We start from the raw sequence: 19,185 nt of genomic DNA, 5'->3' as shown, positions 1-19,185 counted from the left end.
GGGAGTCTCCAAGGATCCTCCTTTCAACCGTGCCCATTCGACGGGCGCACCTAAGCTAACACTGCAAGCGGGCGTCGTCAGGGGCCGTGGCCGGGCGTCGTCAGGCGCCGCGCCTGACCTCCGGCGCTCGGATTACGGTCAGCTCGTGCTTCCGCGCGCAGCCGCAGTCGCTTGCGGTGTCGTTAGCTGGCTGCAGGCAGCGGTCGCGAGCTCCTCGAGTAGCGCGCGTAGCTCTTGCCGGAGCCCGGCGTCGCGCAGGCGGTTGCCCGCGAACCGTTGGTCGACGCGTGCGACCGGCAACTCCCGCTCCAGTGGCCGTGCGCCGGCGATCAGCAGCGCCCGCCGCAGCTGCTGCTGGGCCCACAACGCGCCGAACGACGACACGCTGGCACCGGCCACGGCCGCGGGTTTGCCGGCGATCGGGGCGCGCCCGGGTGGTCGCGACGCCCAATCGACCGCGTTCTTGATCGCGCTCGACGGCCCGGCGTTGTACTCGGGGGTGATCAGAAGGAGTGCGTCGGCCGCAGCCACCGCGCGCCTCAACTGCACAGCGGCGAGCGGTGGATCGTCCTCGAGATCCTCGTTGTAGTGGGGAAGCTCGGCGAGGCGCGGCCACTCGACGAGCTCCAGGCCCTGCGGCGCTTCCTCGCTGAACGCGCGGGCGAGGCGGCGGTTGTAGGAATCGCGTCGCAGGCTTCCAACCAGCACGAGCACCCGCAGCGGCTGCTCGACGGGTCGAGCAGCCGCTGCGTCAAGCTCGCGGGTAGCGCGTGCCGTCGAGTCGCTCACTGCCGTTGCGCCTCGATCTCGATCAGCAGCCGGACCTTGTCGCCGATCACCTTGACCCCGCCCTCGAGCGTGTGGTCCCAGTCGATCCCCCACGCGTGGCGGTCGATCTGGCCCTCGGCAGCCACGCTCACCCGCAGCTTGCCCTGGAGATCGCGGGCCACGCCCTTAACGCGCGCATCGAGCACCACCTCGTTGGTGCGGCCCTTGAGCTCGAAGTCGCCACGAACCCGGTAGCGATCGTCACCTACGGGTTCAATCGCGGTGCTGCGGAAGCGCGCGGTCGGGAACTTCTCGGCAGCGAAGAACTCGTCGCTCAAAAGGTGCTGCGACAGCATCTCGTCTTGCACGTCGACGCTGCGGACATCGATCTCTCCCTCGGCGGCTTCCAGGCGGCCGTCTTCGCCGAAACGAAGCAAGCCGTCGAAGGAGCGGAACCGGCCACGGAAGGTGGCGATTCCTAGGTGCTCGATCTCGAAGGCGACCTGGGAGTGGACCGGATCGATCTTGTAGGTACCCGGTTCGACAGCAACCTTCGTCGGTGTGCTCATCGCTACCTCCTTCCTATCCGCGCCTGCTGTTGTTGCGGGCGCATCAGTTGTAGGTGCAACGACCGTCGCGACGAAAGGTAGCAGCACAACTGTTGCTCAGGCAACTAATACGCCGGCACCCTTACACTGAGGTCGTGACAGACGTGGCAAGCAGAAGGGCCGGACCGAAGCGCGAGGACAAGCCCTCGGCTCGTGCAAGCCAGGCCGCGGGGCCCGCACATCGGGCTGCCTGGAGCGCTCTGGCGAGCGCGCATGCGGCCGTCGTTTGCGCGCTCGAGCGAGCGTTCGCCGGCGCGTCACTGCCACCGCTCGGCTGGTACGAGGTGTTACAGGCGCTCGCTCGGGCCCCGGAAGGATCGCTGCGACCGCGCGAGCTCGTCGAACACGTAAACCTCTCGAAGAGCGGGCTCACGCGGCTCCTCGACAGGCTCGAGCAGGCCGGGCTTGTCGAGCGCCGCCGCTGTCCGAAGGATCGACGCGGTTATCACGTGCTGCTAACCGCCGAAGGTCGCCGGATCTACCAACGGATGCGCCCGCTCCACGACCGCACCGTGCGCGAGCACTTGGGCGCAGCGCTGGACGAGCAGCAGGCATCGGAGCTCGCGGCACTGCTGCGCAAACTCGCCGCCGGTCAACGTGAGCGGGCCGCCTAGCTCGGTTAGGCTGCGCGCGATGGCCGGCCGAGTAGTGCTGTTCGGTGCCAGCGGTTTTACCGGCGCGTTGACCGCGCGCGAGCTCGTCGCGCGCGGGGTCGCGCCGGTGCTAGCTGGGCGTAGCCGTGATCGCCTGGAGCGGCTGCGGGACGAGCTCGGTCGCGACGACCTCGAGATCGCGATCGCCGACGCGGCCGATCCACCATCGGTACGGCGCTTGGTCGAGCGCGGAGACGTGCTTATCACTACCGTCGGTCCCTTCCAGCGCTACGGCTACGCGGCGCTCGAGGCTGCGGTCGCGGCGCCCTGTACATACCTCGACTCGACCGGTGAGCCTCCCTTCATGCGCGCAGTCTTCGAGGAGTACGGGCCGCGTGCGCAAGCTGCCGGCGCGGCCCTGATGACGGCGATGGGCTACGACTACGTCCCCGGCAACTTGGCGGCGGCGCTCGCTGTCGAGGAAGCGGGCGAGGACGCCGCCCGCGTCGACATCGGCTACTTCGTCGATGGGCCACCGTCGCCCTCGGCTATGAGCGGTGGCACCCGCGCTTCCCTGGTCGGCGTCATCGGTGAACCATCGTTCGCCTTCCGAGACGGCGGTATCCGCAGCGAGCGGGCGGCACGGCGTGTGCGGACGTTCCGCACGAGCAAGGGTGCTCGCAAGGCGGTCTCGGTCGGTGGTAGCGAGCACTACGCGCTGCCGCGCTCGTTCCCACAACTCGAGCAGGTCAACGTTTACCTCGGTTGGTTCGCGGCGCTCTCGCGCCCGATGTAGGTGGTGTCGGCCTTGGCGTCGCTTGCGCGTCTAGTGCCTGGCACGAAGCGCGTCACGCAGGCGCTTTCGGAGCGGATCCACGCATCCGGCCAGGGACCATCGGACGCCGTCCGCGCGCGAGTAGGGTCGCGGATCGTCGCGATCGCCTACGACCGGACGGGACGCGAGCTCGCTTACGTGGAGCTCGCGGGCGACAACGCCTACGACTTCACCGCCCGCATACTGGCGATCGCGGGCGCGCGCGCTCAGGAGGGGGCGGTCAGCGGGTCGGGAGCGCTCGGCCCGGTCGAAGCCTACGGGCTGCGGGCGCTCGAGGAGATGGTTTCGGAAGCCGGAATCCGCCGCGTGGGCCGCTGAGCGGAGCGCCGCGTAGGGCGCGCAGCGTGTGCGTTCCCGCGAGCGCCACGCCGAGCCCGACGAAGAACGCGGCGTTACCGATCAGGAGCGTCCCCGTCACGGTGATCCCGGCGGCGAGGAGTGCCCAAAGCTTTTCGCTGGTTTCCATGCGCCGAGCGTCGCTGCGCCTTGGCCTCGACGCGTTAAGACCCTGGTGCCCAAAAGTGAAAAGCGCGTTAACGGAACCGCGGTAGCTCGCCTTCGTGCCGGCCGTTTTCTGCATCCGCGCGCCCGGCGCCGACGGCGACGCCGTCTCTCTCCCTCTATCTGAGAAGCGCGGAGAGCCGATTCGCCAGCGGCGTCCCGTTAACGCGATCGCAACGACTGCTTGACGCAATCTTCACGGGGGCCGTGCGGTCGCCGCCGATCGTTCGCGCTGATGTTTCCGACCAACGCTACGAGTGAGCCGAGGGCGCCAACCAAGACTGATTGGGAAGAGGCAAGCGGTCGGTTTGACGAAACCTTAAGCGAGCATGGGGTGATTGCCGGCCGTGTTGACTTGCACTTCCACCTGTTGCCCGCGATCGACGACGGCCCCGCTTCGGTCCGTGAAGCCTTGGCGCTGGCGCGCGCCGCGCGTGCCGACGGTGCCGCGGCGGTGGTTTGTACACCGCATCTGCGGCGCGACCACGTCCACGATCCACGGCAGATCCTGCGTGCGGTCGTCGCTTTCCGCAGTGAGCTGCGGCGAGCACAGGTCGACCTAACAATTCTGGCCGGGGCAGAGGTCGCAGCGGATCTTGCGCTGCGCTTGGACCCCCGACTCCTGGAACTGGTTGCGTTAGGTGGGAGGGCAGACGCGGGGCGTGTTGCGAACTCGCGCTTCCTGCTCGTCGAGACGCCCTTCGACGGCCTCGACGCAGCCTTCGCGAGTGCCTGCGAGGCGCTTTTGCGCCGCGGCTACCGGCCGATCCTCGCGCACCCCGAGCTCGCCGAACCGCTGCCGGCTGGCGAGCGACGCTTGATCGAGCTGGTGCGGCGGGGGGCGCTCGTGCAGGTCAACGCGCTGTCCTTGATCGGGCGTCACGGTGCGATCGCCGAGCGCCGCGCCCTCGACTTGGTGGAGCGGCGACTTGCCCATCTGGTCGCGTCGGATGCACACGGACCGACGCGCCCTCCAGCGCTCTCGGCCGCCAGCGCCGCACTCCTTGCCCACGGCTTCGCACCGCGGCACGTCCGGCGTCTCGTCAACGAGACCCCGTGGCGTCTTGCCGGAGCGGACGCGCCAAACGTGCGTCCGTGCCCGCCCGGCCTCCCCTCCCCGCCGAGCCGGGCGGGTCGACCCTTTTCTGGATCGCCGCCGGTTGCCCGCGCCGCGCGCACCGCCCGGCCGCCCGACGTACGCGTCGAGCGGTTGCGCACGGCGCGGGTCCTGGCGGAGCTGCGTATCGCGAGTAGGCTCAGGCGCGGGGCCGCGTGATCCTGATCGCCCAACTCTCCGATCTGCACGTAGGCGGCGCCCGTCACGAGCCGCGACTGCTGGAGCTTGCGCTCGGCGAGATCGCGGCTCTGCGCCCCGATCTGGTGGTGATCGCCGGTGATCTCACCGACGAGGGCTACCCCGACCAGTACGAGTTGGTGCGCACGGCGCTCGGCCGGCTGGACGGCTTGGAGGTGGTCGCCGTGCCCGGCAATCACGACGCCCGTCACGTCGGCTACTTGCACTGGGAGCGGTTGCTGGGCCCCCGGGAGGTGACGAAACGGCTGGAGCTCGACGGCGAACAGGTGACCGTAGTCGGCGTCGATTCGAGCAAGCCGGACGTCGACGAGGGAGAGATTGGCCGCGAGCACTACGCGCCACTGGCGGCAGCGCTCGACGAAGCCGCCGACCTGCGCGTGTTCGTCTGTCACCACCACCTGCTGCCGATCCCCGGAACGGGTCGCGAGCGCAACCAAGTGGCGGACGCAGGCGACGTACTCGCGCTGCTATCGGCGCACGGCGTCGACCTAGTGCTCGGGGGCCATCGCCACGTTCCGTATGCGTGGCGTTTGGGCGAGATGCTCGTCGTGCACTCGGGGACCGCGGCATCGCTGCGCACGCGGGCTTTCCCGCACCCGGCTTACAACCTCATCAAGGTGGAGCCGGACAACGTGCAGGTGGAGCTACGGGTGCCCGGTGCGGAATCGCAAGCGCTCGGCTCGTTTCCGCGGCGACACGCCGCCCCGGTGGCAGCGGACTTGCCGCTCGGCGCCCCACGTGAAGGCTTCGAGTGGCTTCTACCTGGCACCGCTGAGGATCAAGAGCGAATCCTCGGTTGAGGGTGCGCCGGCGCGCGCTCGCTGTGACGATCGCGCTCGCCCTAGCGGGCGCGCTAGCGAGCGCGGCATGGCTGAGTCCTCAGCCTACGTATGACCCGTGGTCATGGGCTGTCTGGGGACGCGAGCTCGCGCACGGCACACTGGACACCAGGGGCGGACCGTCTTGGAAGCCGCTGCCGGCATTCATCTTGGCTCTCCTCTCGCCGCTGCGCGTGTTCGATGACAGCGTCCCCGCCGCCGCATGGGTGTTGCTTGTCCGCTTCCACGCGCTGCTCGGGTTGTTCGTAGTAGGGCTCCTCGCCCTGCAACTGGCCACGCCCTCGCGGTCGGGTCCGCCGACCCGTGCGCTTACCGCGAGCTACGCAGCTCGACTATTCCCAGGCGACCGGCGTGTCCTAGCGGCTGCGGTACTCGCGCCCTTGGTGCTCGTCGGCTCCGGCGATTGGCTGCGCTACTTCGCGGCCGGCAACGAGGTCCTGCCGGCGGCTTTCTTGGCTGCGACAGCGGCACTCGCCCTGCTCGTCAACCGTCCAGCCGTGGCGACGGCGAGCCTCTTCCTGCTCGCTCTCCTCCGCCCAGAGGCGCTGCCCGTGCTCCTCGCGTGCGCTGTGGTCCTTTCGCGGCCGCGAATCGGGATCGTGCTGTGCGCGGTCGCGGCCGCCGCTTGGACGGTGCCGGAGTGGCTCGGCTCGGGCGATCCCCTCGGTGCCTTCCGGCAGGCCGCTTCGCGACCACCATGGGCCGCTTCCGCCGCCGAGCACCCTGTGCTCCATTCGCTGCGAGGGGCGGCGGAGCTGTTCGGGCCCGCAGCTCTAGTCGGCTGTGCCGTGACTGTAATCGGCCTCGCCTGGCGAAAGTTGCGCGCCGGCGGTGCCGGTCACTGTCGGGACTGCCATCTACGCGACGAATCGTCCATCCGACGCCAGGTCACGCTGGCGACGCTCGTCGTTGCCTGGATTGCTGCGGTCGCACTCAGCACCGCATTCGGTTTCTCCGGCAACGCTCGTTACTACGCGCCCGCGCTGCCGCTGGTGGCGGCGCTAGCGGCGATCGGTTGGTCGCTGGTGGTCGGACTGTTTAACGAGCCAGGCGCGCGCTTCGCCGCGATCTCGTCGGTTGCCGTTTTGTCGGTTGCCTCGTGTGTCAGCGACGCCGATCGCGTGCGCGCGCGGCTGGCGGCAGAGCGCGAGCTCGGCGGCGCCCTCGCGCAGGTGGCTCATGTCGCGCGCTGTGAGAGCGATGGCTCACTACGCCGCCTCCTTGAACGGAGCGATCCACTCGCCGCCGCGCGCGCTCTCGTTGCTTCTCGGCGACTCGCTGTGGAGCGCCCCTTTCAGCCCCACGCCGCATACCTGCTCGAACTCCCAATCGCGGCACTTGAGAGACCACTGAGCAATGTCGAGTACACCCTCTACCGCGGGCCATTCCAGCCTCGCTCCGTGCGTGCCACGTACGGAGTACGGGAGCCCGCGAAGTGCTCGAAGGGTCTCGGCGCGCCGGTTGTCTTGGGCTCCGGCGAGTGGCTAATCAGGCGGTCGGCTCGACCCGGGGCGTCAGTTCGGGGTGCGAGGCGTCCTGGAACTCGCGGAAGAGGCCGGTCACCACGAAGGCCGTCTGTTCGCCCACGTCTACGGCGTAATCACCAATCCGCTCGATATTGCGCGCGGCGAGCATCATGTGCATACCCCACTCGCGCAGTTCTTGATCGTCGCTGATCTCGACCACGCGATCGAAACACTCGCGGTTAAGGATGTCGATCTGGTCGTCGAGACGTACGAGGTCGACCGCCATCCGCATGTCGCGCTCGGCGAACGAGCGGCGCGCTTGGACGACCTGCAGGCGTGCGTGCTCCCCCATTCGCGCGAGTTTCTCCAGCAGCACCTCGTCGGTGCGTGGCTGGGGATCGTCGAGGGGCACGAGCTTCGCGATGTTCACGCAGTGGTCGCCCATCCGCTCGGCGTGGCGGATGACGTGGAGGAGCGCGGCGGCCAGGCGTAGATCGCCGGCGACCGGTGCCTGGCGCGCGATCAAGCCGAGCACCCCTTGATGAACCTCCAAGTAGCGGCCATCGAGCCGATCGTCATCGGCGACCACGAGGTTCGCCAGTTCGACGTCGTGGCGGATCAGCGACTCCATGGCGTTGTCGAGCTGACCCACAACCATGTCGAGCGCGCCCAGCGTTTGCTGCTCGAGCTCGGCGAGTTCCTCCTGGAAGTGTTTGCGTGCGCGCTCGGGCATGCCGCTCAGCCCATTTTGCCGGTGACGTAAGCCTCGGTGCGGGGGTCTGCGGGATTCGTGAATATCCGCTCGGTCGGGCCGAACTCGATCAGCTCACCGGCCCGAACACCGTGCTCGTCGCTTTCGACGGTGAGGAACGCCGTCATATCCGAGACTCGTGCTGCCTGCTGCATGTTGTGGGTGACGATCACTATCGAGTAGCGCTCCTTCAACTCGACCATCAAGTCCTCGATGCGCGCCGTGGAGATCGGATCGAGCGCCGAGCACGGCTCGTCCATCAAGATCACTTCCGGTTCGACCGCCAAACAGCGAGCGATGCACAACCGCTGCTGCTGGCCGCCGGAGAGGCTGTAGGCGTTGTCCTTGAGACGGTCCTTAACCTCGTCCCACAAGGCCGCCCTCCGCAGGGCCCGCTCGACGATCTCGTCGAGGTTGCCCTTCATCCCGGTCACACGCGGGCCGTAGGCGACGTTGTCGTAGATCGACTTCGGGAACGGATTGGGCTTTTGGAAGACCATCCCGATCAGCTTGCGCAGCTCAACCGGGTCGACCTCGGGGTCGTAGATGTCCTGTCCGTGGTAGCGGATCTTGCCCTCGACGACGGCTCCGGGGATCAGATCGTTCATGCGGTTAAGGCAGCGCAGCAAGGTGCTCTTCCCGCACCCGGACGGCCCGATCAAGGCGGTGATCAAATTGCTGCCGACGTCGAATGTGACGTTGCGGACCGCCGGCTTGCCGTCGTAACGGACGCTCACCCGTTCAAGCTCGATGATCGGTTCGACCTGAGGGGCGGCAGCCGCGCCCTCACGCTGCATCACGCCCGCGTCCAGCTTCACCAGCGGTCGCTCCGGCGCAGCGGCTTCGCCAGCCGCCGTCGGTGTCTTTGCCGAGGTCCCCTGCATGGCGTCCCCCTGGTCGCTATTAGCCGTCACTTCGCGGTCTCCAGTCCGGTTCGGTCACCAGCGGTGGCGGTAGCGGTCGCGGATCCAGATCGCGAAGGCGTTCATCGCCAGCAGTATCGCTAGCAACACGACGATCGCGGCGGCGGCAAGCATCCGGAACTCCTCTTGCGGCCGCGAAATCCAGGCGAAGATCTGGATCGGCAGGGCGGTAAAGGGACTGAGTGGGCCGCTTGGGTTGAACTGCACGAACGTCAGGGCGCCCAGCAGGGTGAGCGGCGCGGCCTCTCCGATCGCGCGGGAGAGCGCGAGTATCGAGCCGGTGGCGATCCCGGGAATGGCGGCCGGCAGCACCTGGCGCCTGATCGTTTGCCACTTCGTAGCGCCGAGCGCGAACGAGGCCTCCCGGATCGAGTTCGGAACCGATCGAATCGCCTCGCGGCCGGCGATCGTGACGATCGGGAGCACCAGCAAAGAGAGCGTTAGTGCTGCGGCCAGCACCGTCGGGCCCAGTCCCAGTGGCCCGCGCACGAAAAAAGCGAGGCCGAGGATGCCGTAAACGATCGAAGGAACCGCCGCCAGGTTCTGGATGTTCAATTCGATCAGGCGGTTCCACCAGCGGTTGCGGTCGGCGTACTCCTCGAGGTAGATGGCCGCCCCGACACCGATCGGCACGACCGTGAGGGCGACGATCGAGATGATCCAGATCGTGCCGAGGATCGCCGACTGCGCGCCGGCAAGCGAGGGCGTGCTCGAGGGAAAGTTCTGGACGAGTCGCAGATCGAGGCGATCAGCGCCGCGAACGACCATCGTCACGAGCAGCGTCACGAGGCTCACGATGCCGATCGCCAAGCTTGCGAACAGAAGCGCCGCGAACGCGCGTTCTCGCCAACGCAAACGCTGCGAACGCCCTTCGCGCAGGCGCGTAACGACCGCTTCGCGCACCGCGATCGTGTCGGCGGCGTTCACTCGTACGCCTCCCGGAAGCGGCGCACCAGGCGCGCGCTCACGAGGTTCATGAGGAAGGTCATCACGAACAGCGTGGTGCCGACGGCGAAGATCGTCTTGTAGCCGATGCTGCCGGTCGGCTGGTCGCCGATGCCGGCCGCTGCGATGAACGCGGTCATCGTCTGGACCGGCTTGGTCGGATCGATCGTGAGGTTGGGTTGGTTGCCGGCCGCGATCAGCACGATCATGGTCTCCCCGACGGCCCGCGAGATGCCGAGCACGAAGCTCGCGACGATGCCCGAGAGGGCCGCTGGCACCACCACTCGGGTAGCCACTTGTAGCCGCGTCGCGCCAAGGGCGAAGGCGCCCTCACGAAGCCCGCGCGGCACTGCCGACATCGCGTCTTCAGAGATCGACGCGACCGTTGGCAAGATCATCACGCCCATCACAAGACCCGCCGAGAGCGCGTTGAAGGTCGAGGGTGGATTACCCGGCAAGAACCAGATCTTCTGCAGCAGCGGGGTCACGAAGACGAGCGCAAAGAAGCCGTAAACGACCGTCGGGATACCCGCCAGCACCTCGAGGATTGGCTTAAGGATGCGGCGGGCCCGCTCGGGCGCGTACTCGCTCAGGTAGATCGCTGCGCCGAGCCCGAACGGGATGCAAATGCAGAGGGCCCAAAAAGTTGTCAACAGTGTCCCGCTGACGAGCGGCAACACACCGAAGTGTGCGTCGGCGAAGAGCGGCGACCACTTGGTGCCCGTGAGAAAGTCGAAAAGGTCGACCGTTTGGAAGAACTCGATCGTGGGAATCAGCAACGCCACCACGATCCCCACCGTGGTTGCGACCGAGAGCACCGCACACGTCGCTAGGGCGGCGAACGCAAAGCGCTCGCTCCAGCGAACGCGCCGCGCCCCGAGACGCCCGACCGGGCGTCTCGGGGCGACGATCGCTCCGACGTTGCTCGAATCAGAGGTCGGCAGCGTTCCTCCTCAGCGGGCCAGTCGCTCGACTTCCTGACGCGCGCGGCGCTGTTGCGCGTCCGTTAGGTCGACGAAGAGCGCGCGCTTGGTCAGCTTCGCCTCGTTGTCGATGTAGAAGCGCACGAACTCGCGCACCTCGCGGCGCTTGAGCGCCTTGCGGCTCGGGTAGATAAAGAGCGGACGCGAGAGCGGCTTGTAGGTGCCGTTCTGGACCGTCTCCTTGCTCGGTGCGACGCAGCCGTTGCCGGCGTCGATCTTCACGAGCTTCAACTTGTCCTGATTCTGCTCGTAGTAGGAGAGCCCGAAGTAACCGAGGGAGTTGGGGTTACCCGAGACGCCCTGGACGAGGACGTTGTCGTCCTCGCTGGCGTTGTAGTCGGTGCGGCTGCGCCCTTCCTCGCCGTTGATCTTCTCGGTGAAGAAGTCGAAGGTGCCGGAGTCCGTGCCCGGTCCGTACAACTCGATCGGACGGTTCGGGAAGCTCGGGCGCACCTGGTTCCAGGTCTTGACCTTGGAGCCCTGGTCCCAGATCTTGCGCAGCTCGGCGACCGTCAGGCAGCTCAGGAAGTCGTTGTTCTTGGCGGTGACAACCGCAATGCCGTCGTTGGCGACTTGCACTTCCGCCCACGCGACACCGTTCTTGCGGCAGAGCGCCTCTTCGTCAGGCTCGATTCGCCGCGACGCATCCGAGATGTCGATCTCGCCGCGACAGAACTTCTCGAATCCGCCGCCGGTACCGGACGTGCCGACGGTTACGCGCACGCCGGGATGCTCCTTCTGAAACTCGTCGGCGGCGGCCTCGCTGAGGGGGGCGACGGTGCTCGAACCGTCGATGCGGATGGTGCCCGAGAGGCCCTTCGAGCCACCTCCCGAGCCACCGCAAGCGGCCAGTCCCGAAACCGCGATCACGGCCATCGAGAAGCTCGCTAAGCGGATCTTTCGCACTTCCGATCTCCTTCTCTCGCTTGCGCGGTCTGGCCGGCGAGATTCACAGGGACTGAGCGGAAGCCTGTTACCGGGCTGTGGCGAGGTTGTGAACGACGTGTGAACTCCTCGTGCCCACGCGCGGGCCCCGATCACGCGGCTGGGGTACGCTCGCAGTAATGGCCGTCACGCTGGCGGTGCTCGATACCGACACCGGGTTCGTACAGGTTCTGCTCAAGCGCGCGGAAGCGCTCGGCTGGCGCTGCCGCCGCTTCGAGGCGCCGCCGCGCCTCGACGAGTTCGCGGCCGCGCGCGTCAACGCGCTGGTCGTCGACGTCGCGCTGTTCGGGCCGGCTGCCTGGGAATGGCTCGAGCGCGTCGCCGAGGAAGTGCCGGCGATGGCGGTGCTGGTCTGCACAGAGCGCTCGACGGTCGCTCAACGCGTGCGCGGACTGCGGCTCGGTGCCGACGATTGGATAACCAAGCCGTGCCATCCAGAAGAGGTAGTCGCGCGCGTCGAAGCCGCGCTGCGCGGGCGGCTGCGTCTGCTCGGCCGTCGTGAGGAGGAGACGATCCGCGCTGGCGAGCTCGAGATTCGCCCCGAGCAGTACCAGGCCTTCGCGCACGGCCGCAGCGCAGATCTGACGCGGCGCGAGTACGAACTACTCGAAGTGCTGGCGAAGTCCCGCGGCCGCGTTCTCCAGCGCGAAGACATCTACCGCGCGGTGTGGGGCTACACGATGGCGCACGGTGACCGCTCCGTAGATGTATTCGTGCGCAAGTTGCGCAGGAAGCTCGAGTCGGTCTCCCCCGACTACGAATACATCCACACCCACTTCGGGATCGGCTACCGCTTCGACCCGCGGCCACGGGAGCCGCTGGCGGCCGAGGCGCCGGGCGACCAGGCGCATGCGACCGGCGACCAGCGCCCCTCAGCTGCCAGCGACGTGCCCCGCCCGGCACGGCTCCGTGCGGTCGGCAGCTGATGCCAGGTAGCTAGCGGCTATCGGGTCCCCTGGGCCCGGACTTCGAGTTGGCATACTCCGCCTTGTGATCCAGGGTGTCGCGCGGCGGTCGATCGCTGTTCGCAGCTTCGCGCTGTTCGCCGCTGCGCTCCTCGTCCTACACCAGGCGCGTTACGCGTTAGCTCCACTGATTGGAGCCGGGCTGCCGGCGCCCGCCGACGCGCACCACTACTTCGCGTTACTGGAAGTGCTGGTGGGCGGGGCGATCGTCGCTGGGGCGGCGCTTCTGATAAGCGGAGCCGACGAACGCCAAGCGCGCCTCGCGCGCTTGTCGCTCGCGCGTCTAGCGGTCTTCTTGGTCGCCGGCCATCTCGCGCAGGAATTAGCAGAAGCGATCTTGAGCGGCAGCGATCCGCTAACCGTGGTTTTCGACCGCGGCCTCCTTGTCGTGGTGCCCGCGGCTTGTCTACTCGCGCGGGTGATCGTCGCGCTCGAGCGCGGCCAAGAGCAGGCCGCTCAGGCCGTTGCGGCAGTCGTCGACGAGCTTCGTCGAGCGGTACGCAGAGCGCTTCCGAGAGTGCCCTCGTTCACTCCCTCGTGGAGCCGCGCTCGGCGACCTGCGCAGGCTCGGCTGATCGGCAGCGTCGCGTCTAGAGCACCGCCTTCGCTCCTCCCTCGGTTAATCGACCGCTGAAGGAGAGCGCGTCGCCGCCGGCGGCGCCGACCGAAGGAGGAACTTTCGTGCTCGATCGCAACGCACGTCTGCTTGTCGTGATCGCTGGTGTCGTTGTTGTGGTCGTGGGCTACCTGGTTTTGCGTCCCGGCGGCGACGGCCAGCGGTCGAGCTCCACGACGACCGCTTCCAAGACGGCCCTCAGCCGAGCGCCCGCTGCTACCAGCGAGGCGCGCGCCGGAGAGCCCCGTTCCGGGACCGCCGCGCCGCGACCGGCAGGCCGTTCGCTGGCCGCGCCGCGCCGTTTCCTGCTGACCCTGCGCGATCACGCAGTGGTCGCGGGCCCGCGCCGGATCGAGGTTTCGAAGGGCGATCAGGTGCTGATCGAGGTGCGCTCCGACCAGCCCGAGAAGTTGCACCTGCACGGCTTCGATCTGGAACGCGATGCCGCGCCCGGCGAACCCGCGGTGTTCCGTTTCGAGGCGTCGATCGAGGGGTCGTTCGAGCTCGAGTCGCACACCACTGACCAACGCTTGGCGCGCTTGGAAGTGCGGCCACGATGAGACGAACCGTCGGGCTCCTCACTGCTGGCGCGCTTGCCGCCAGCCTCTGGTTTCCGCAGCCGGTCGCCGCGCACGGGATCGTCGTGCGCGGCGACCTCCCGATCCCGGCTTGGCTGTTCGCGTGGGCTGCCTGCCTGGTGCTCGTGGTCTCGTTCGTCGCGCTCGGCACCCTCTGGAGCCGGCCGTTGCTCGAGGGTTACGAGCCCCGTCGCGAGCTACCGCCGGCGCTTGCGCGGGTCCTTACCGCGCCGGCTTTGGAGGCCCTCGCCGGAGTGCTCTCGGTGGGGCTCCTGGCGCTCACCGTGTACGCGGGCCTCGAGGGTGCGCAGGTGCCGACCGACAACCTTGCACCAACACTTGTCTTCGTTGTGTTTTGGGTTGGACTGCCCTTCGTCTCGGTCGCGCTCGGAGATGTCTATCGACTGGTGAGTCCTTGGCGGGCGCTCGGTCGTGCGCTCGGTGGAGTTGCCCGTAAGTTGGGGTTCCGCCCGCTGCTAGGTGGATACCCCGAGCGCCTGGGCGTGTGGCCGGCGCTGGTTGGCTTCATTGCCTTCGTGGCGCTCGAACTCGTCAACGCCAACGGCTCCGAGCCGCGCACGGTGGCGCTCGCCGCCCTCGTCTACAGCGGCTGGGCGTTGGTCGGGATGGCTCTCTTCGGCGTCGAACCTTGGAGCCGCAAGGCCGATGCCTTTGGCGTCTACTTCGGGTTGCTGGCGAGTATCGCGCCCTTCGAGCGGCGCGGTCGGCGAATCCTTTTGCGGCCACCGCTTGCTGGACTTGCGGCGCTGCGGCCGTCTCCCGGCCTCGTTCCGTTCGTGGCGACGATGATCGGTTCGGTGACCTTCGACGGCGGCGCCGAGTCGGAGCTCTGGGCGTCGCTTGCGCCGAGCATCTCCCGCGCTTTCGAAGGGCTCGGAGCGTCGCCCGCGCTAGGCACTCAGGTCGCCTCGGCGCTCGGGCTGGTCTTTTGCATCTTGCTCGTCTGGGGACTTTTCCGACTGGGTATCGCGGGTGTTCGGGCAGCCACTGGCGGCGCGGGTGGTGGCGGGACACGCCGCCTCGCGGAGCTGTTCGTGCCGTCGCTCGTGCCGATCGCCTTTGCCTACGTCGCCGCCCACTACTTCTCGCTTTTGGCCTTTCAGGGCCAGGCGCTCGGTTATCTCGCATCCGACCCGCTCGGACGCGGCAGCGACTTGTTCGGCACCGCCCATTGGCAGGTCGACTACAACCTCATCGGGTCGGCGACGCTCTGGTACCTCCAAGTGGGCTTCGTCGTCGTCGGGCACGTCGCCGGGCTGGTTCTGGCGCACGACCGCGCGCTCGCCCTCTTCCGCGGTCCCCGCGAAGCGCTCAGGTCGCAGTACTGGATGCTCGCGGTGATGGTGTTCTTCACTAGCCTCGCGCTTTGGTTGCTTTCGCAAGCGAACGCCTAGGGCGAGGGCAGCGCCGCGCGAACGGCTGGGCAGCGCCGCGCGAAAGGCGGGACAGCGCCGAGCGAAGGCCAGGGCAGCGCCGCGCGACGGTGAGCGGGGCGGCGCGCCGCGCGCGAGCGAGCGGGGTGGCCTGGGCGGCGCTATCCTCGGGCACCGCCTAGCGGGCGTAGCTCAGTTGGTTAGAGCGCCGGCCTGTCACGCCGGAGGTCGCGGGTTCGAGTCCCGTCGCTCGCGTCCTGCGCTTCCCGAGAGCTCGGGCGCTAGTGCGCAGAGCGTTGGGTCCCGTGTTGGCCGATGAAGATCGATGGCGCGCGCATACTCCTAACCGGTGCCACCGGCGGTCTGGGCGCCGCGATCGCTAGGGAGCTCTCCCGCCGCAACGGGCACTTGGTGCTGAGCGGTCGTCGTCGTGAACAGCTCGAGCGGCTCGCGCGCTCGCTTGAGGGTCCGAGCGAAGTGATCCCCGCCGACCTCGAGCAGCCAAGCGAAGTCGAGCGTCTGGCGCGCGAGGCCGGGCCGGTTGACGTGCTGGTTGCCAATGCCGCACTGCCGGCCAGCGGTCCGCTGCTCGACTTCACCGGCGAGCAAATCGATCGCGCGCTCAGCGTCAACCTGCGCGCACCGATCATGCTGACGCGGTTGCTGCTTCCCGGGATGGTCGAGCGCGGACGCGGCCATCTGGTTTTCATGTCGTCGCTCGCCGGGAAGGTGGCGCCGCCCGCTAGCGCGCTCTACTCGGCCACGAAGTTCGGGCTGCGCGGCTTCGCGCTCGGGCTGCGCGAGGATCTGCACGGCACCGGCGTCGGCGTAACCGCGATCTTCCCGGGCTTTGTCCGCGAGGCGGGGATGTTCGCGGAGACCGGTGTGCGCCTACCCCCCGGTGTCGGTACCCGCTCGCCCGAAGACGTCGCGCGGGCGGTTGTTTCAGGCATCGAGCGAGGCAAAGCCGAGATCGATGTCGCGCCGCTGCCGATGCGGGCCGGAGCACGCATCGCCTCGGTCGCACCGACGCTCGTCGCCTCGATCCAGCGGCGGCTCGGGTCGCGCGAGATCGCCCAGCGGATCGCCAGCGCCCAAACGCACAAGCGTTAGTGGCAGCCCAGGAGGCTGCGCACGCCGGAGCGCAGGCCGCTACGATCAAACGCGTCGACGGCGGAGCTGCGGGAGTTCCGCCCGGACAACGGAGGGCAGGGGATGCGACGCCGACTTCTCGGAGGTGGTCGTAACCGTCGTTTCGCGCCAGCGAGCGGCACCGTGCTGATGATCATCGCGATCGCGCTGGCGGCGCTCGGTTTCAGTGGTTTCGCGTCGGACGGCGCGCGGGCGGGCTCCTCCCGCGACCAGGCGGTGCGCGCGGCCGTCGCCGGCAAAGGGTCGGCCAAGAGCGGCAAGAGCGCTACGCAACGGCGCGCCTCGGCAAGCTGCCGAAGCACCCGCGTGAGGCGGGCGGGCCGAAAAGGCGGCGGCCGTAAGTACAGCGCTGCTACCGCCCGTTCGAGCAGCTGCCGGCGCGCTCGCAGCGCCCGCAAGGCGCGTGCGGCATCCGCGCGCCGCGACCGTTCGGCCCCTCGTTCCGCTCCCTCCTGCCGTACGCCGAGCGACGGCGGTCGTGGCGGGCAGCCCTCGCAAGGTGGCGGTTCGCGCGGCGGGCAGAGCGGTGGTGGTAGCGGCGGCAGCGGCGGGCAGAGCGGTGGTAGCGGCGGGCAGACCGGAGGCGACCGCCAGACGACCTCCGCGACCCCCATTGGTACCGGTTCCTGCCCGGGGGTTCGGCCTGGCGCGGTGGTGCGCTCGGACGTCGGCCAGTGCACGCTTGCGTTCCTCTTCGGCGGTGGCGACGGACGTAACTACATCGCCACCGCTGGCCACTGCATCCTCGGTGAGGGGCCGTTCGCGAGTGACGCCGGGGAGCGCACCTGGGCGCCTGGACAGGGACCCGCTGCACGCGATGCCAGCGGTCGACGGATCGGCGAGTTCGCCTACGCGATTCTCCAGGACCCCTACGACTTCTCGCTGATTCGCCTGGACCCAGGTGTGACGGCCAGCCCCCAGGTCTGTCACTTCGGCGGGCCGACCGGCATCTACACAACGCGCGCTAGCAATCCGCAGCTGCTGCACTGGTTCGGCCAGGGGTTATTGCTCGGTCAAACGGTGCCCGCACGGTCGGCTGTGGCGCCGTCGACCGCGGACCCCGATCACGTCTTCGCGGTCGGGGTTGCGCTACCCGGTGATTCGGGAAGCGGGGTGATCACGCCGAATGGCGCGGCGGTTGGGATCCTCGTGACGGTTGGTGTGCACGCAGGCTCGGTTGGTACCAGCGGTGCCGATGCCGGGACGATCGGAATCACCCGCCTTGCACCGCAGCTCGCACGAGCCGAGCGAGCGCTCGGAACCTCGCTCGCCCTGCGCACCGCGCCGCTCCTGTAGGTCGCGTCGCGGACCCGGCCACGCGTGTAGGCAAACGGTCGCCGCGGCCTAGCGGAGCGCTGCTACAGCAGAGCGCCGGGGTTCATGATACCGGCTGGGTCGATGCTCGCCTTGGCGGCAGCCAGGGCGGTGGCGAAGGGGACGGGACGCTGGCGGCGGTACCACTCGCGGTGGTCGCGTCCGACGGCATGGTGATGAGTGATCGTGCCGCCAGCCGCCAGGATGGCCTCTGACGCCGCGACCTTGATTTCGTCCCATTGACGCAACTCGTCGCCCTGCCGAGCCGGCGCGAGGACGGTGAAGTAAGGCGCGCAGCCGTCGGGGTAGAAGTGCGTGATCCGGCAGGACACAAGGCCGGCGCCGCAGACTTCTTCGACGGCCCGGCGGGTCGTCTGGCGCACGCGCTCGACGAACTCGCCGAACCGCTCCCAGGTGATCGCCGTCTCGAACGTCTCACAAAGCACCCCTGCGCGTACCAGGAGGTCGCGGAGGTAGGGAGCGGCGGTGAATGCCGAACGCCAAACGCCCTCCGCACTGCCGCTCTGGGCGCCACGGTCGACGATCTCTCCGCCGCTTGCCCGACAGACGTCCAAGATCTGCTCAAGCTCCCCTTCTTGCTGCTCGACCGCCGACTCGAGCCCGATCACGAGCAACGCTCGGCGCTCGTCAAGCGCGCCCGTCACGTAAGCCTCGTCAGCGTCGAGTGCACGCAGGTTCGCCGGCTCGAGCTCCGCTCGCAAAAGCGAGCGCACCGCTGAGGCGGCGGCGTGAAGGTCGCCGAAGGCGACCGAAGCGCGCGCTCGGTAGCGCGGTCGCGGGCGCACCCGCAGCCAAGCATGGGTGATCACGCCGAGCGTTCCCTCCGAACCAAGCAGCCAGCGATCGGGGCTCGGTCCCGCTCCCGAGCCGGGAAGCCGGCGGCTCTGCCAAAGCCCTGCTGGCGTGACCGCAGTGATCGACTCCACGAGCTCGTCGATGTGCTGCTGGAAGGTTGCGAAGTGACCAGCCGCGCGCGTCGCCAGCCACCCGCCGAGGGTGGAGCGCTCGAACGACTGCGGGTAGAAGCGCAGGGTGAGCCCGTGCGCGCGGAGCTGCTGCTCGAGCTTGGGTCCGGTGGCGCCGGCCTCGATGCAGGCGGCGAGCGACTCGCGGTCGACCGCGCGGACGCGCGCAAGGCGGGAAAGGTCGATCGTGACCACACCCCGGTAGTCGCCCTCGACACGCGGCTCGACCCCGCCAACCACGCTCGTACCGCCACCAAACGGAATCGCTGCCAGCCGCTCCTCGCTGCACCAGGCGAGCAGGCGCTCAACGTCGCTCTCCGTGCGCGGTCGTGCGACGAGGTCGGGTGCGGTCTCGAAGGAACCGCGCAACGAGCGCACCAGGTCCCGGTAGGACTGACCGTAGGTGTGAAGGGCGCGGTCGCGCGGGTCGTCGCTCAAGAGCTCGGCCAGAGCTCGCGGGATCGCAACGCGGGAAGGTGCGATCGTCGCGCGCTCGGGCGGCACCGGGTCTTCCACCCAGTCTGCGCCGAAGCCGAGCCGCTCCCTGATAGCCCTACGAACGTCGTCGGCGATCGGTGGTGCGGGTGAGGGTGTAGCCCAGCCCCACCAACGCTCGTTGGCGCCGCTCTCCTCCAATTGCCCCTCCTCGGCTGCCGCTCCTGTGGCCGAAATCACAAGTTGGTGTCGGACGGTACAGTTGAAGGACGG

General features: G+C 68.5%; 20 protein-coding genes and 1 tRNA gene. 12 read left to right on the top strand and 9 right to left on the bottom strand.

Going from position 1 to position 19,185, the window contains the following annotated elements:
- Positions 1-138: 138 nt before the first annotated feature.
- Positions 139-789, bottom strand: a complete 651-nt coding sequence (locus tag BLW41_RS02640) for an NADPH-dependent FMN reductase (protein ID WP_177169274.1) — start codon at positions 787-789, stop codon at positions 139-141.
- Positions 786-1,337 carry a YceI family protein gene (locus tag BLW41_RS02635; RefSeq protein WP_093115967.1) on the bottom strand — a complete coding sequence of 184 codons (552 nt, stop codon included), beginning with the start codon at positions 1,335-1,337 and terminating at the stop codon, positions 786-788. Before BLW41_RS02635 ends, BLW41_RS02640 begins: the two co-directional genes overlap by 4 nt.
- A 134-nt stretch (positions 1,338-1,471) precedes the next feature.
- Here BLW41_RS02635 and BLW41_RS02630 point away from each other — a divergent pair, with 134 nt between their 5' ends.
- The 5 genes from BLW41_RS02630 (at position 1,472) to BLW41_RS02610 (ending at position 5,420) form a co-directional block, all read left to right on the top strand.
- Positions 1,472-1,990, top strand: a complete 519-nt coding sequence (locus BLW41_RS02630) for a MarR family winged helix-turn-helix transcriptional regulator (protein ID WP_177169273.1) — start codon at positions 1,472-1,474, stop codon at positions 1,988-1,990.
- A 19-nt stretch (positions 1,991-2,009) separates the two neighbouring features.
- Entirely contained in the window at positions 2,010-2,765 is a 756-nt protein-coding gene (locus BLW41_RS02625) for a saccharopine dehydrogenase NADP-binding domain-containing protein (protein WP_093115963.1), read from the top strand.
- Between the two features lie 33 nt (positions 2,766-2,798).
- Complete coding sequence (locus BLW41_RS02620; protein ID WP_143038546.1) at positions 2,799-3,122, top strand: saccharopine dehydrogenase family protein; 324 nt, start codon at positions 2,799-2,801, stop codon at positions 3,120-3,122.
- A 517-nt stretch (positions 3,123-3,639) separates the two neighbouring features.
- On the top strand, positions 3,640-4,581 hold the full coding sequence (locus BLW41_RS02615) for a tyrosine-protein phosphatase (protein ID WP_093115959.1): 942 nt from the start codon (positions 3,640-3,642) through the stop codon (positions 4,579-4,581).
- The gene (locus BLW41_RS02610; protein ID WP_093115957.1) at positions 4,578-5,420 is read left to right on the top strand and encodes a metallophosphoesterase family protein; all 843 of its coding nucleotides are present in this window, start codon (positions 4,578-4,580) and stop codon (positions 5,418-5,420) included. Before BLW41_RS02615 ends, BLW41_RS02610 begins: the two co-directional genes overlap by 4 nt.
- Positions 5,421-5,815: 395 nt before the next feature.
- Here BLW41_RS02610 and BLW41_RS02605 read toward each other — a convergent pair whose 3' ends face one another.
- The 6 genes from BLW41_RS02605 to BLW41_RS02575 all read right to left on the bottom strand — a co-directional run bounded on the left by BLW41_RS02605 (position 5,816) and on the right by BLW41_RS02575 (position 11,433).
- The gene (locus tag BLW41_RS02605) at positions 5,816-6,193 is read right to left on the bottom strand and encodes a hypothetical protein (RefSeq protein ID WP_093115955.1); all 378 of its coding nucleotides are present in this window, start codon (positions 6,191-6,193) and stop codon (positions 5,816-5,818) included.
- A gap of 754 nt (positions 6,194-6,947) precedes the next feature.
- Positions 6,948-7,658, bottom strand: coding sequence for a phosphate signaling complex protein PhoU (gene phoU, locus BLW41_RS02595; protein ID WP_093115951.1), 711 nt, complete (start codon positions 7,656-7,658; stop codon positions 6,948-6,950).
- A 5-nt stretch (positions 7,659-7,663) separates the two neighbouring features.
- Positions 7,664-8,473: a phosphate ABC transporter ATP-binding protein PstB gene (gene pstB, locus BLW41_RS02590; protein WP_218138283.1), complete on the bottom strand. Its 810-nt coding sequence runs from the start codon at positions 8,471-8,473 to the stop codon at positions 7,664-7,666.
- A 141-nt stretch (positions 8,474-8,614) separates the two neighbouring features.
- On the bottom strand, positions 8,615-9,502 hold the full coding sequence (gene pstA / locus BLW41_RS02585; RefSeq protein ID WP_425442049.1) for a phosphate ABC transporter permease PstA: 888 nt from the start codon (positions 9,500-9,502) through the stop codon (positions 8,615-8,617).
- Positions 9,503-9,522: 20 nt separating this feature from the next.
- Complete coding sequence (gene pstC / locus BLW41_RS02580; protein WP_093115947.1) at positions 9,523-10,455, bottom strand: phosphate ABC transporter permease subunit PstC; 933 nt, start codon at positions 10,453-10,455, stop codon at positions 9,523-9,525.
- 42 nt (positions 10,456-10,497) lie between these two features.
- Positions 10,498-11,433, bottom strand: a complete 936-nt coding sequence (locus BLW41_RS02575) for a PstS family phosphate ABC transporter substrate-binding protein (protein WP_093115946.1) — start codon at positions 11,431-11,433, stop codon at positions 10,498-10,500.
- 158 nt (positions 11,434-11,591) lie between these two features.
- On the opposite strand from BLW41_RS02575, the gene BLW41_RS02570 reads away from it, so the two are divergent.
- From BLW41_RS02570 to BLW41_RS02535, 7 genes are all read left to right on the top strand, one after another.
- A complete protein-coding gene (locus BLW41_RS02570) occupies positions 11,592-12,398 on the top strand; it encodes a response regulator transcription factor (protein WP_093115945.1) in 807 nt (268 codons plus the stop codon).
- A gap of 64 nt (positions 12,399-12,462) precedes the next feature.
- On the top strand, positions 12,463-13,071 hold the full coding sequence (locus BLW41_RS02565) for a hypothetical protein (protein WP_093115943.1): 609 nt from the start codon (positions 12,463-12,465) through the stop codon (positions 13,069-13,071).
- A gap of 47 nt (positions 13,072-13,118) precedes the next feature.
- Positions 13,119-13,613 carry a cupredoxin domain-containing protein gene (locus BLW41_RS02560; RefSeq protein ID WP_093115941.1) on the top strand — a complete coding sequence of 165 codons (495 nt, stop codon included), beginning with the start codon at positions 13,119-13,121 and terminating at the stop codon, positions 13,611-13,613.
- A complete protein-coding gene (locus tag BLW41_RS02555) occupies positions 13,610-15,046 on the top strand; it encodes a hypothetical protein (RefSeq protein ID WP_093115939.1) in 1,437 nt (478 codons plus the stop codon). The genes BLW41_RS02560 and BLW41_RS02555 overlap by 4 nt, the downstream gene beginning before the upstream one ends.
- A gap of 160 nt (positions 15,047-15,206) precedes the next feature.
- A tRNA-Asp gene (locus tag BLW41_RS02550) sits at positions 15,207-15,280 on the top strand.
- A 60-nt stretch (positions 15,281-15,340) separates the two neighbouring features.
- A complete protein-coding gene (locus BLW41_RS02545) occupies positions 15,341-16,138 on the top strand; it encodes an SDR family NAD(P)-dependent oxidoreductase (protein ID WP_093115937.1) in 798 nt (265 codons plus the stop codon).
- A 693-nt stretch (positions 16,139-16,831) separates the two neighbouring features.
- Entirely contained in the window at positions 16,832-17,473 is a 642-nt protein-coding gene (locus tag BLW41_RS02535; RefSeq protein WP_143038545.1) for a chymotrypsin family serine protease, read from the top strand.
- Positions 17,474-17,535: 62 nt separating this feature from the next.
- Here BLW41_RS02535 and BLW41_RS02530 read toward each other — a convergent pair whose 3' ends face one another.
- Positions 17,536-19,152, bottom strand: coding sequence for an FAD-binding oxidoreductase (locus tag BLW41_RS02530; protein WP_218138202.1), 1,617 nt, complete (start codon positions 19,150-19,152; stop codon positions 17,536-17,538).
- Positions 19,153-19,185: the final 33 nt, after the last annotated feature.

The sequence above is a fragment of the Thermoleophilum album genome (genome assembly GCF_900108055.1).
GTDB classification, from domain to species: Bacteria; Actinomycetota; Thermoleophilia; order Solirubrobacterales; family Thermoleophilaceae; genus Thermoleophilum; species Thermoleophilum album.
The sequence above is the reverse complement of the archived record's forward strand: the minus strand, read 5'-3'. Positions and strand labels throughout refer to the sequence as shown.